This window comes from Sphingomonas sp. (assembly GCF_019746015.1).
In the GTDB taxonomy this organism is placed as follows: domain Bacteria; phylum Pseudomonadota; class Alphaproteobacteria; order Sphingomonadales; family Sphingomonadaceae; genus Sphingomonas.
The window spans coordinates 1-13,171 of the sequence record NZ_JAIESM010000101.1 but is presented as its reverse complement, the minus strand read 5'-3'; the positions used below and the strand labels follow the sequence as shown (position 1 = coordinate 13,171).

Annotated in this window: 10 protein-coding genes; 6 read left to right on the top strand and 4 right to left on the bottom strand. The window is 65.1% G+C overall.

The window, feature by feature from the left end; translation table 11 throughout:
• Together K2Y03_RS13130 and purB are read left to right on the top strand one after the other, a co-directional pair.
• Positions 1-357: RadC family protein (locus K2Y03_RS13130; RefSeq protein WP_294091242.1), on the top strand; the 357-nt coding region annotated here is incomplete at its 5' end.
• 57 nt (positions 358-414) lie between these two features.
• Complete coding sequence (purB, locus tag K2Y03_RS13125) at positions 415-1,728, top strand: adenylosuccinate lyase (RefSeq protein WP_294091241.1); 1,314 nt, start codon at positions 415-417, stop codon at positions 1,726-1,728.
• A 337-nt stretch (positions 1,729-2,065) separates the two neighbouring features.
• On the opposite strand, the gene K2Y03_RS13120 is transcribed toward purB, so the two are convergent.
• From K2Y03_RS13120 to dnaK, 4 genes are all read right to left on the bottom strand, one after another.
• Positions 2,066-3,187: an HD-GYP domain-containing protein gene (locus K2Y03_RS13120; RefSeq protein ID WP_294091240.1), complete on the bottom strand. Its 1,122-nt coding sequence runs from the start codon at positions 3,185-3,187 to the stop codon at positions 2,066-2,068.
• 139 nt (positions 3,188-3,326) lie between these two features.
• Complete coding sequence (locus K2Y03_RS13115) at positions 3,327-4,358, bottom strand: hypothetical protein (RefSeq protein ID WP_294091239.1); 1,032 nt, start codon at positions 4,356-4,358, stop codon at positions 3,327-3,329.
• Positions 4,359-4,445: 87 nt separating this feature from the next.
• Positions 4,446-5,558, bottom strand: coding sequence for a molecular chaperone DnaJ (gene dnaJ, locus K2Y03_RS13110; protein WP_294091237.1), 1,113 nt, complete (start codon positions 5,556-5,558; stop codon positions 4,446-4,448).
• A gap of 120 nt (positions 5,559-5,678) precedes the next feature.
• Positions 5,679-7,583 carry a molecular chaperone DnaK gene (gene dnaK / locus K2Y03_RS13105; protein ID WP_294091236.1) on the bottom strand — a complete coding sequence of 635 codons (1,905 nt, stop codon included), beginning with the start codon at positions 7,581-7,583 and terminating at the stop codon, positions 5,679-5,681.
• Between the two features lie 177 nt (positions 7,584-7,760).
• Here dnaK and K2Y03_RS13100 point away from each other — a divergent pair, with 177 nt between their 5' ends.
• The 4 genes from K2Y03_RS13100 to K2Y03_RS13085 form a co-directional block, all read left to right on the top strand.
• Positions 7,761-8,189 carry a copper chaperone PCu(A)C gene (locus K2Y03_RS13100; RefSeq protein ID WP_294091235.1) on the top strand — a complete coding sequence of 143 codons (429 nt, stop codon included), beginning with the start codon at positions 7,761-7,763 and terminating at the stop codon, positions 8,187-8,189.
• Positions 8,190-8,654 (top strand): vgr related protein, encoded by a 465-nt coding sequence (locus tag K2Y03_RS13095; protein WP_294091234.1) that lies wholly within the window; start codon positions 8,190-8,192, stop codon positions 8,652-8,654. It begins immediately after the preceding gene.
• Between the two features lie 57 nt (positions 8,655-8,711).
• Positions 8,712-12,002 (top strand): DNA methyltransferase, encoded by a 3,291-nt coding sequence (locus K2Y03_RS13090; protein ID WP_294091232.1) that lies wholly within the window; start codon positions 8,712-8,714, stop codon positions 12,000-12,002.
• A gap of 42 nt (positions 12,003-12,044) precedes the next feature.
• The coding region (locus K2Y03_RS13085) for an indoleamine 2,3-dioxygenase (RefSeq protein WP_294091230.1) at positions 12,045-13,171 on the top strand (1,127 nt) is incomplete at its 3' end.

Below are 13,171 nucleotides of genomic sequence, written 5' to 3'. Positions count from 1 at the left end.
CAGGCGCTGCTCGATTATCTGCGCGCCGACATGGCCTATCTGGATATCGAGCGGGTCCGCGTGCTCCATCTCAACACCCGCAACGTGCTGATCCGCGACGACCTGATGAGCGAAGGCTCGATCGATGAGGCTGCCGTGCACGTCCGCGAAGTGGTGAAGCGCGCGATGCAACTGGGATCGGCGGCGATCATCATCGTCCATAACCATCCCGGCGGCGACCCCTCGCCCAGCCGCGCCGATATCGACCTGACCCGGCAAATCGCCGAGGCGGCCAAGCGGCTGGGTATTACCGTGCACGACCATATCATCATCGGGCGGCAGGGGCATGTCAGCCTGCGTGCGCAGGGCTTGATCTAGCGCCGCTGCGCGCGCAATCAGCGCGCTCACCCGGCCCTCTGCCCATAAGGAACGTCCATGGTCCCCCGCTATGCCCGCCCCGCGATGACCGCGCTCTGGACGCCGGAGGCGCGCTATCGCATCTGGTTCGAGATCGAAGCGCACGCGACCGATGCGCTCGCCGAGCTGGGCGTGGTGCCCAGGGCCGCCGCCGAGGCGCTGTGGCGCTGGTGGGCGACCAATCCTGCAATCGACGTCGACGCGATCGACGCGATCGAGGCCGTCACCAAGCACGACGTCATCGCGTTCCTCACCTGGGTTGCCGAACAGGTGGGCGAGGAAGCACGCTTCATGCATCAGGGGATGACGAGTTCGGATGTGCTCGACACCTGCCTTGCCGTGCAGCTGGCGCGCGCGGCCGACATCTTGCTGGACGATCTCGATGCGCTGCTCGCGGTCCTCAAACGTCGCGCGATCGAGCATAAATTCACCCCCACCATCGGCCGCAGCCATGGCATCCATGCCGAACCCGTCACCTTCGGGCTGAAGCTTGCCCAGGCCTATGCCGAATTTGCCCGCCACCGCGTGCGGCTGAGCGCGGCGCGGGCCGATATCGCGACCTGCGCGATTTCGGGCGCGGTCGGCACCTTCGCCAATATCGACCCCGGCGTCGAAGCGCATGTCGCGGCGAAGATGGGCCTTACGGTCGAGCCGGTCTCTACCCAGGTGATCCCGCGCGACCGGCACGCCATGTTCTTTGCGACGCTGGGCGTGATCGCCAGTTCGATCGAACGGCTGGCAACCGAAATCCGCCACCTGCAGCGCACCGAAGTGCTGGAGGCGGAGGAGTATTTCGCGCCCGGGCAAAAGGGCTCATCGGCGATGCCGCACAAGCGCAACCCGGTGCTGACCGAAAATCTGACCGGCCTTGCCCGCATGGTGCGCGGCTATGTGACGCCGGCGCTGGAGAATGTGGCGCTGTGGCATGAGCGCGACATCAGCCATTCGTCGGTCGAGCGTTATATCGGCCCCGACGCGACCATCACGCTCGACTTTGCGCTGGCACGCCTGACCGGGGTGGTCGACAAGCTGCTGGTCTATCCGGAGCGGATGCAGAAGAATCTGGACCGGATGGGCGGCCTCATCCATTCGCAGCGCGTGCTGCTTGCGCTCACCCAGGCGGGTGCCAGCCGCGAGCATGCCTATGCGCTCGTTCAGCGCAACGCGATGAAAGTGTGGGAGTCGGATGGCGCGCTGTCGCTCAATGCATTGCTGAAACAAGATACCGAGGTGACCGCGCTGCTGACGCCGGCAGAGATCGACGCGAAGTTCGACCTTGATTATCATTACAAGAATGTCGAAGCGATTTTTGCGCGGACCTTTGGTGATTGAACAGGCAAGACCTGTACAGCTTAACCGATGGCGCATGTCGATCGGTGGGGACGCCGCGCAACTGACCGTCTATTTCGGCTAATTAACCACTGTTCTTCACGAATGCAAAAAATGCATTCGCAACGGCGCGAAATAAAATTGCGATCCCGCGCAACAATCACCAACTAGGGCGTGCCGGGATCGTCCGGCGCTTTATGGAGGTCCATCATGCGCTATGTCGTGACTGCCGCCAGCCATGCGCTGGTCGTGGCAGTGCTGGTGCTGGTGGTCGAGGTGGTTCGCCTCTAAATCACTGGCCCGCCGCCCCTTTAGCACAGGGGCGGCAAAGCCGGCATGTTCACTCCATGTCCTCCGGCTTGCCATGGGCGAAGGTCGCCAACAAGCTGTTGCGAACGTCCTGCCAGTTATTGATCTTCCAGCGCGCCGGCATCTCGATGCCGACGATCGGATCGATTTTCGAACTCGCCCAGCGCGGCGACAACGGGCATTTCGTGCGAATGCAGAAGAACGGGCTGACCGGCGGTACCATCGGGTCTGCCTCGGGGTCGTCCAGCACCACGGCCAGCCGGTCGCTCTGCAGCCGCACCAGAGAACCGGGCGGGAATATGCCGATCAGCGCCGAAAAATGGCTCAGGATTTCCGGGTCGAACTGGCCGGGGTCCGACGCCATCCATTCAATTGCCTCGGCCGGCGACCAGACGCGCTTATAAGGGCGCAGCGACGTGACCGCGTCATAGACGTCGCAGATCGTCGCCATCCGCGCAAATTGCGAAACGCCACTGCCTGCCTTGCCATCCGGATAGCCGGCGCCATCGATACGTTCGTGGTGATGGAGGCACACGTCCAGCACCAGGTCCGGCATCCGCCCGCCGCCCAGCAGCATTTCATAGCCCCAAAGGCTGTGGTTGCGGATAACGCTCATCTCCTCGGCCGTCAGTTCGCCGGGCTTGTCGAGCAGGGCGGTCGGCACGCGGGCTTTGCCGATGTCGTGCAACAGCCCGGCAAGCCCGATGTCATGGTGCAGCGTGGGGTCGATCTTCATCCGCCGCGCAAGGCCGATCATCAGGCCGCAGACCGCGATCGAATGGAGATAGGTGTATTCGTGCCGTTCCTTGATCCGCGTCACGCCCAAAATGGCAGTAGCATGCCGCTCGATCGACGCGTTGATACCGATCACCAGCGGCAGCAGCGCCTCCGGCTTGATGGCGCGGCCAAAACGGGCATTTTCGAACGTCGCGCTCACTTCCGCCTTGGCCGCCTCGACCACCTGGCGTGCGCGGTGCCTTTCCTGCACCGCATTCGCCCGTCGCGCGCCGATGTGGAGGCCGGCCGGCCCCAGGCCCGGCACCGGCGCACGCGGCGACGAGCCACGGATTTTCGCCCCGATCGACCCCGGTCCCCGCCAGTCGTCACCCAGCAGGCTGTCTGCCGAACCAGAAAATCGGTGCTCCGCGTCCAACACCCGTTCCCCCTTGTCTATGCTCTTGGCGAACTAGGGGGACGCGCCTGAAAGCGGCGTTAAGCTGCACCGTTAAACCGCGTTAGTATAATTACGATGCCATTCGGCAAATGCTTTGAAAACGAACGAATTTACAGCGTTAAGCTGGCGTTACCACCACCACGCCCGCATCCGCGAGCATGCGGATGAGCACCGCCGCTCCGCATTGCTGCGACCGGGCGGAAGGGTTCCAGCGGCCATCGGCAACGAACTTGCCGCGCTCATAATGGTTCGAAAACGCCCAGAGATAGGGTGTCGCCACCCCCATCGAGCGATAACCAAAGCCGTTATACGCCTCGAACCGGTAGAGCATGCGCGACAAGGTCCAGTCCACCTTGCCGGCAAAGCCCATCAGCGTCAGCGCGTCGCGGGCGCTTGCCTCCCAGCTTGATGGCGGCATCCATTTTTTCGGCCGGCCGGCGGGCACCTGCCGGGTGCGCTGGGTCAGCGGCGCATCGCCATTGTGCAGGTGCGCACGGAAATTGAAGCTCGCTTCCAGCCCGTGGATCGCGCCGATGAAGTACCAGGGAACGCCAGTGTCGCTGGCCACGGCTTCATAGCGCGGGCGGAACTGCTCCAGCGCCTGCAGATACCATTGACAGATCCGCGCATATTCCGGTCGCACCTCGGTTGACGAGAAATAGCTGACATATTCGTCTTTCAGCGCGGTGAAATCACGGTTGCGCGCCGGGCGTGGAACATCGCCCTTGAAGGCGTCGGGCACGACATGCTCGGTATCGTTGAGGTCGGCGAGCAAAGTCGCGGCACGGTCGGCAATATCATCGTCGGCGCCGCCCCCCGACCGGTCGATCAGCGTCACCAGCCGGGGCAGCGCCGCCGTGTAATAGCTTTCGGTCGAGGTCGGCAGCGGTTGATCGGTGTCGAAGGCCAGCGGACTTGCCGGCAGATTCTTGTCACGCGCCTCGCGCTCCAGCTGCAACAGGCTGGCGATGGCGAGCACGGTGTCAAAGGTTTTTCCCGGCACCAGCTCGCGCAGCAGGTCGGGCAGCTTGAACTGATCGAGCACCGATAACGGATCGCGCGATTTGGTCTGCGCCTGCAGGCGTGTGGCACCCAGCGCACCGGCGGCAGCCATTGCGGCAATCAGATCGCGGCGACGCCAGTCTGTCATAGCGGCCCCCTGGCAAGGACTCGACCAGATCAAACCGCATTATGCACGAATATTACGCCCCGACAATGAGTTCGTCGGCGTCGCCCCTCAGCTGAACATGTGGCGCAGCGTGTCCAGAAACCCCTTTGACTGGGGGCATTCCTGACCGGTCTCCGTGGCGCGGAACGCCTCCAGCAGCTCGCGCTGCTTGGCGGTCAGCTTGGTGGGCGTTTCCACCTCGATCCGCACGACCAGATCACCGCGCCCGCGCCCTTGCAGCACGGGCATGCCGGCACCGCGCTGGCGCAGCTCGCGGCCGGACTGGGTGCCCGGCGCAATGCGCAGCTCGTGCCGCTCGCCATCGGGCCCGGGAATGCAGATGCTGCCGCCCAGCGCCGCCGTCGTAAAGCTGATCGGCGCGCGCGCGTACAGCGTCGTCCCCTCGCGCTCGAAGATCGCATGACGTTTGATGTGGAGGAAAATGTAGAGATCGCCCGGCGGCGCGCCGCGCAACCCCGCCTCCCCCTCTCCCGACAGGCGCACACGCGTACCTTCATCCACCCCTGGCGGGATGTTGACGGTCAGCGTCTTGGTCTTGTCGACGCGCCCTTCACCGCGGCAGTTGGTGCAGGGGTCGGCAATCACCTGCCCCGCGCCGTGGCAGGTCGGGCAGGTCCGCTCGACCACAAAAAAGCCCTGCTGCGCCCGCACCTTGCCCATGCCGCCACAGGTGCCGCAGCCGCGCGCCGCAGTGCCCGGCCGGGCGCCGGTGCCCTGGCAGGTGTCGCACGCGCCGGAGACATCGACGGTGATCTCGCCGCGCTTGCCATGGAACGCCTCTTCCAGCGTGATTTCCATGTCATAGCGCAAATCGGCACCGCGCCGGGGCGACGGGCGGCCACCGCGCCCGCCCATGAACTCCCCGAAGATATTCTCGAAGATATCGCTGAACGCGCCGAAATCGTCCCCCGGATGGCCGCCGCCGGCACCACCCCGGAAAGCGGCATGGCCGAACCGGTCATAGGCGGCGCGCTTCTGCGGGTCCTTCAGGCAGTCATAGGCTTCGTTGATGGCCTTGAACCGCGCTTCGGCAGCATCGTCGCCAGGGTTGCGATCCGGGTGCCAGCGCATCGCCAGCTTGCGATAGGCGGATTTGAGCGTGGCATCGTCGGCGCCACGCTCGCACTCCAGCAGTTCATAATAATCGACTTCGGTCGTCATTCACGCGGCCCCGACGAGCAGCCGCCGCTCCGCCACCTGGCGAAGTCCCCAGCCTGAAAAACCTGTTGCGGCGGCAAGGGATGCCGGCATGCGCCGGCACGACGGCCCTGATGCATGTTGTTATGCCTTGCTGTCGTCCACTTCCGAAAATTCGGCGTCGACCACGTCTTCGGCCGGCTGTTCGCTGCCGGCATCGGCAGCGGGCGAGGCTTCGGCCTGGGCCTGCTTTTCGTAGATCATCTGGCCAAGCTTCATCGCCGCCTGCTGAAGCGCGGCAGACTTTTCCTGCATCGCTGCCGCATCGCCGGATTCGATGGCCTTCTTGGCGTCCGACACCGCATTCTCGATCTCGGACTTCAGGCCGGCATCGACCTTGTCGCCATGTTCGGCCAGCTGGCGCTCGACCTGGTGGATCAGGCTTTCGGCCGTGTTCTTTGCTTCCGCCGCTTCGCGCCGCTTCTTGTCTTCCTCGGCAAAGCGCTCGGCATCCTTCACCATCTGTTCGATGTCGGAATCGGACAGGCCGCCCGATGCCTGGATGCGGATCTGCTGTTCCTTGCCGGTGCCCTTGTCCTTGGCGCTGACGTTGACGATGCCGTTGGCGTCGATGTCGAACGTCACCTCGATCTGCGGCACGCCACGCGGCGCCGGCGGAATGCCGACCAGGTCGAACTGGCCCAGCAGCTTGTTGTCGGCCGCCATTTCACGCTCGCCCTGGAAGACGCGGATGGTGACGGCCTGCTGATTGTCGTCAGCTGTCGAGTAAATCTGCGACTTCTTGGTCGGGATCGTCGTGTTGCGGTCGATCATGCGGGTGAACACGCCGCCCAGCGTCTCGATGCCCAGCGACAGCGGCGTCACGTCGAGCAGCAGCACGTCCTTCACATCGCCCTGCAGCACGCCGGCCTGGATCGCCGCACCCATCGCCACGACTTCGTCGGGATTGACGCCCGAATGCGGTTCCTTGCCGAAGAAGTCCTTCACCACCTGGCGGACCTTGGGCATGCGGGTCATACCCCCCACCAGCACCACTTCGTCGATGGCGCTGGCCTTCACGCCCGCGTCCGCCAGCGCCTTCTTGCAGGGCTCCAGCGTGCGCTGGATCAGCTCTTCCACCAGCCGTTCCAGGTCAGCGCGGGTGATCTGCTTCACCAGATGCTTGGGGCCGTTCTGGTCGGCGGTGATGAAGGGCAGGTTGACCTCGGTCGTCTGGGCCGAGGACAGCTCGATCTTGGCCTTTTCCGCCGCTTCCTTCAGCCGCTGCAGCGCCAGCTTGTCCTTGGTCAGGTCGATGCCCTCGGCCTTTTTGAAGTCGTCAGCCAGGAACTGGAGCAGCTTGGCGTCGAAATCCTCGCCGCCCAGGAAGGTGTCGCCATTGGTCGCCTTCACCTCGAACACGCCGTCGCCGATTTCCAGGATCGAGATGTCGAAGGTGCCGCCGCCCAGGTCATAGACGGCGATGGTCTTGCCGTCCTGCTTTTCCAGACCATAGGCCAGCGCCGCCGCGGTCGGCTCGTTGATGATGCGCAGCACTTCGAGGCCCGCAATCTGGCCGGCGTCCTTGGTCGCCTGACGCTGCGCGTCGTTGAAATAGGCCGGCACGGTGATCACCGCCTGGGTCACCGTTTCGCCAAGATAAGCCTCGGCGGTTTCCTTCATCTTCTGCAGCGTGAAGGCGCTGATCTGCGACGGGCTGTAATCCTTGCCGCCAGCCTGCACCCAGGCGTCACCGTTCGAGCCGCGCACGATCTTGTACGGCACCAGCTCGGTGTCGCGCTTGGTGACGGGGTCGTCATACCGGCGGCCGATCAGACGCTTCACCGCGAACACGGTGTTGTCGGGATTGGTGACCGCCTGGCGCTTGGCCGGCTGGCCGATCAGCCGCTCGCCATCCTTTGCAAAGGCGACGATCGACGGCGTGGTGCGCGCGCCTTCCGCATTTTCGATCACCTTGGGCTTGCCGCCCTCCATCACCGACACGCACGAATTGGTGGTGCCCAGATCAATGCCAATTACCTTACCCATGGTTCCGCTTTCGGCCCCCGCAAACTGAATGACTGTACCAAAAGAACGCCATCGCCATGCGGGCTCCGGCCTTCCTGCTGGCAAGGATATAGGCGGGCTTTCGCTTGCCGCAAGATTGACGCGGCCTTACAACGCCCGCTGCCTGATCCAGTTTTGGGAATAAGCCTTGTGACACGCATGACATTGATTTTGGCCGCCGCCGCAATCGCGCTGGCAGGGTGCGGGCAGCAAAGGGAAATCGCGATCGAAAAGGCCTATGTCCGGTTGCCGGCGGTGGCGGGCAATCCGGCGGCGGCCTATTTCACGCTGAAGGGCGGGGCGAGCGATACCCGGCTGCTCAGCGTCACCTCGCCGCTCGCCGTTTCGGGCGAGCTGCACGAGACGATGACGCATGGCGGCATGACGATGATGCGCGCCGAGAAGGACATGCCGCTGCCGGCCGGGGCGACTTTGGTGTTCGCGCCGGGGGGAAAACATGTGATGCTCAACACCTTGAACCCCCGGGTGAAGGCCGGGGGCAGCATCCCGCTGCTGTTCACCTTCGCCAACAATCTGCGCCTGCAATATGATGCGCCGGTGGTGGCCGCAGGCGATCCCGCGCCCTGAATGGACACCGGCCGGCCGCTGACCGAGGGCGAGGTGGCGCTGGCCCGGCAGGTCTTTGTAGACAGTCTCGTTTACACCCAGATCAGGGTGTTCCGGCGCAAATGGTTCCCCTTTCAGCCGCGCGAAACGGTGATGGCACCCACCGGAAACATCCATTTCCACCCGCTCGGCAGCAGTTATGCAAACGATTTCAGTGCCGAAAATCTGGCGTTGCAGGGCCTTTTCATCCACGAAATGACGCATGTTTGGCAGCATCAGTGCGGCCGTTTCCTGCCGATCGAGCGCCACCCGTTCTGCCGCTATGACTATCGGCTGGAGCACGGCAAGCCGTTCGCGCGCTATGGCGTGGAGCAGCAGGCCGAGATCGTCCGCCACGCCTTCCTGCTGGCGCGCGGCCTGTGCCCCACCGGCGCCACGCCGGGCGCGACGCTCGCCGATTACCAGGCGCTGCTGCCGTTCGGGTAAGGGGGGCCAACAAAGCGCTTCCGCTGGCTGGGCTCATGCGGCTAGGCATTGATGGCGATGACGATCGATGACCTGCTGAACAAATGGCGCGGCACCGAGGGCGGGGCGGAACGCGCCAATTACCAGATGTTCCTGACCGAGCTGGCACAGGCGCTGGGCGTGCCGGCCCCCGATCCCAAGGGCGCCGGGCTGGGCGACTATCAGTTCGAGGCCCCGGTCAAGTCGCTGGCCGCGCTCGGCAAGAAGGGCACCGGGCGGATCGACCTGTACAAGCGCGACTGCTTCATTCTGGAAGCCAAGCAGAGCCGCATGAAACCCGGCGACGCGCCGGAACTGGAACTGCCCGAGCCGCCGCCCCAGCCGATTTACGACCTGTTCGGCGAAATCACCGGCTATCAGGAACCGGCCGGGCGCAAGCTGGGCCGGTACGACACGCTGATGGCCGATGCCCGCATCCAGGCGGAGCGTTACGCGCTGGCGCTGCCTGCCGATCACCGCTCGCCGCCCTTCCTGATCGTGGCCGATATCGGCCGCTCGTTCGAGCTGTATTTCGATTGGGCCGGTAACGGGCGCGGCTATGGCCCCTTCCCCAATGAGCAGAGCTACCGGGTCGCGCTGACCGATCTGGCCAAGCCGGACAGGATCGCCACGCTGGGCATCAGCGCCGCCGACATGCTGCGCGCGATCTGGACCGACCCCGCCGGCATCGACCCCCGGCTGCGCGCGGCAGAGGTGACGCGCGATGTTTCGACACGCCTGTCGCGCGTTGCCAGCCATCTGGAAAAGTCCCAAAGGCTGGAACGGCCCGATGCAACCGATGCCGTGCTGTCCCTTGGCATTGAAAGCACCAGCCTGTTCGTCATGCGGCTGTTATTCTGCATGTTTGCCGAAGATGTCGGCCTGCTGCCAAAGGGGCGGTTCGTCGCCCTGCTGCGCGACGCGCGCGACCTGGCACAGTCTGAAGACACGGCAAAGCATTTCTGGCGCGCCAGCCTGACCGAGCTGTGGGGGCTGATGGCACAGCCCGGTAGCGACCGCCCTTACTGGACGCTGGGCAAGGATTTCGTGCGTTATTTCAACGGAAACCTGTTTACGGATCGCAAGGTTTACGACCTGGACGGCGAGTTCATCAACGAACTGGTCGTCGCCGCCGAACGAGAATGGGCCAATGTCGAACCCGCCATCTTCGGCACGCTGCTGGAACAGGTGCTGACGGCCGACGACCGGGCCAAGCTGGGCGCGCATTACACGCCGCGCGCCTATGTCGAGCGGCTGGTGGACGCCACGATGATGGAGGTGCTGCGCCCCGAATGGAACGCCGCCCTGGCGGCGGCGCGCACGCTGGTGGATGGCGGTGATCGCGACGGCGGCATTGCCGTCGCGCGTGATTTCCACAGCCGGCTGACGCGCATCACCGTGCTCGATCCGGCCTGCGGCACCGGCAACTTCCTGTATGTCGCCATGGAGCAGTTGCTGCGGCTGGAGGGCGAAGTGCGCCAGTTCGCCGCCGGGCTGGATGCCGATATCGCCCCGGCCATTCACCCCAACCAGTTTTTGGGGCTGGAGCTGAACCCGCGCGCGGCGGTGATTGCCGAACTGGTGCTGTGGATCGGCTGGCTGCGCTTTCGCCTGGCCAACACGCCGGGCGCGATTGGCGATCCGGTGCTGCCCACGCTCAACAACATCAATTTCGGCACGCATGGCGGCTATGATGCGGTGCTGGCACGCACAGCCACCGGCGACCCCGATGTGGCAAGCCCGCGCCGCCCGGCATGGCCAGAGGCGGATTTCATCATCGGCAACCCGCCCTTCATCGGCGGCCAGGATATTCGGGAGCGGCTAGGCAGCGACTATGCCGAGGCCCTGTGGACGGCGAACCCGCGCGTGCCCAGATCGGCCGATTTCGTGATGCAATGGTGGGACCGGGCGGCCGATATTCTGACCCGGCCCGGCACCCGCCTGCGCCGCTTCGGCTTCGTGACGACCAACAGCATTACGCAAGTGTTCAGCCGCCGCGTGATCGAACACTGGCTGCACCCCGCCCCGGCACAGGAAGCGCCGGGCCACCGGGGCGATGCCGACCATGCCGGCGCGGCGGCGCCCGCCCCCCAACCCCCTTCCGCCCGCGACGGGGGGAAGCTGCACCTCGTCCTCGCCATTCCCGACCACCCTTGGACGCGGGTAACGAAGGATGCCGCCGCTGTGCGCATCGCGATGACGGTGGCGGCACCGGGGCCAGGCAGGGGGCAACTGATGCGCATCATGGGGGAACGCGCACTGGATACCGATGCGCCCGAGCTAGACGAAGCGACCGAGGCGGGGACGGTGAATGCCAATCTGACGCTGGGCACGAATGTCGGCCACGCGACGAAGCTCCGGGCGAACGAAGGTATCTGCCATGACGGCGTTAAGCTTCATGGAAAAGGCTTTTCCGTTAAGGCGTCGGACTTTGGCCGACTCGGCGTAGGGCGGCGTGAAGGTTTGGAGGATCATGTCCGACCCTATCGCAATGGAAAGGATCTCACCGGACGGACGGAGTCGGAAATCCGGGAGAAGATGGTGATCGACTTATTCGGCCTGACCGAGGCCGAAGTGATGGATCGGTTTCCAGAGGTGTATCAACACGTCCTAAAGGAAGTGAAACCGGATAGGAACAAAAACAACCGAGATAGCTATCGCCAAAATTGGTGGATTTTTGGTGAACCTCGTCGAGAACTTCGACCCGCTCTAGCCGATTTGCAGCGTTACATCGCCACTGTCGATACCTCAAAACATCGAATTTTTCAGTTTGTCGATAGCATGACTATCTGCGACGACGGTGTAGTTATTGTGGCCGATGATCGGTATCAGACGCTCGGCGTGCTTTCTTCGTGGCTACATGTGTGCTGGGCGCTGGAAGCGGGCGGAACCTTGGAAGATCGGCCTAGATACTTCAAATCCTTGATCTTCGACCCCTTCCCCTTCCCCGATCCTAGCCCCGCCGTGGGCGACATTGCCGAACGGCTCGACACCACCCGCCGCGCCGCGCTGGCCGAAAACCCCAAACTGACGATGACCGGGCTGTACAATCTGGTTGAGGAAGTGCGCGCCGGCACCCCGCTGACCCCGGCGCGCGAGGCCGAAGTGGTGAAGGCGCGCGCGCGCATCATTGCCAAGCTGCACGACGATCTCGATCAGGCGGTCGCCGATGCCTATGGCTGGGGCGATGAATGGCGCCGCGCGCCGCTGCCGCCGGGCGAAATCGTCGCGCGCCTCGTCGCGCTCAATGCCGAGCGCGCAGGCGAGGAAGCCGCCGGCCATGTCCGCTGGCTGCGCCCCTATTATCAGCGGCCGCGCTTCGGCGGCTAACCCCCCTTCCCCTCCCTCCCCGCCGCCGCTAATCCGCGCTCCATGCAGCCGCTTGACGCCTATGGCCTGTCTGCCCGCCACGGCTTTCTGTCGCCGGTGGAGGCCGATGCGATCGCGCTGCCGCCCGATTTCGATGCGGTGGACGATGCCGGCGCGATGCTGCCCGATTATCTGGCCAGCGGCCGGGTGCGGCACTGGCTGGCGGCGCTGCCGCTGCCGGACCTGCCGGGCTTTGTGGCGGGGGCGGCCGAGGCAGAGCTGAACGCGGCGATGCTGCGCTATGCCTTCCTTGCCCAGGCCTGGGTGTGGGGGGAGGAGACGCCGGTTGACCGGCTGCCCGCGTGCCTGGCCGTGCCGCTCGCCACGCTGGCCGACCGGCTGGGGCTGAAGCCGATCATGACCTATCAGCATTATGTGCTCGACAACTGGTTCCGGCTGGACAAGGCGGGCGAGATCGCGCTCGGCAATCTGGCGATCGACCAGCATTTTGCCGGCGGGCGCGACGAAAGCGGCTTCATTCTGGTGCATGTCGCGATCGAGGCGACGGCGGGCGCGGTGCTCGCGGCCTGTGTCGCGCTCGCCGAGGCGGCGCGCGATGACGATGCGCCGGCGGCCGAAGCCGGGCTGGCGGCGCTTCATGCCGCGCTCGTCGCGCTCAACGCCGGGCTCGCGCCGATGGCGGGGGCTTGCGACCCTTATGTCTATTTCCACCGCGTGCGCCCCTATATGTTCGGCTGGCCGGGCGCGGGGCTGATCTATGAAGGGGTGGCGGCATTCGGCGGCCGGCCCGTGCCCTTGCGGGGGCAGACGGGATCGCAGAGCAGCATCGTGCCGGCGGTGGATGCGGTGCTGGGCGTGCCGCACGGGGCAAGCGCGCTGAGCGCGTTCCTCGACGAGATCCACGCCTATCGCCCGCCGCGCCACCGCGCCTTTATCGACGATCTGCGCCGCCATGCGCTGCGCCCGCTCGCCGCGCGCGAGGGTGGGCTGCGCGAGGCCTATAATGGCTGTCTGGAGCAGCTGGCGCGGTTCCGCGACGCGCATCTGGCGCTCGCTGCCCGCTATATCGCCCTGCCGGCGGCGGCGGCGGGGAAAGAGGGCGAAACCGGCACCGGCGGCACCCCGTTCCTGACCTATCTCGCCCAGCACCGCGACGACAGCCGGGCGGG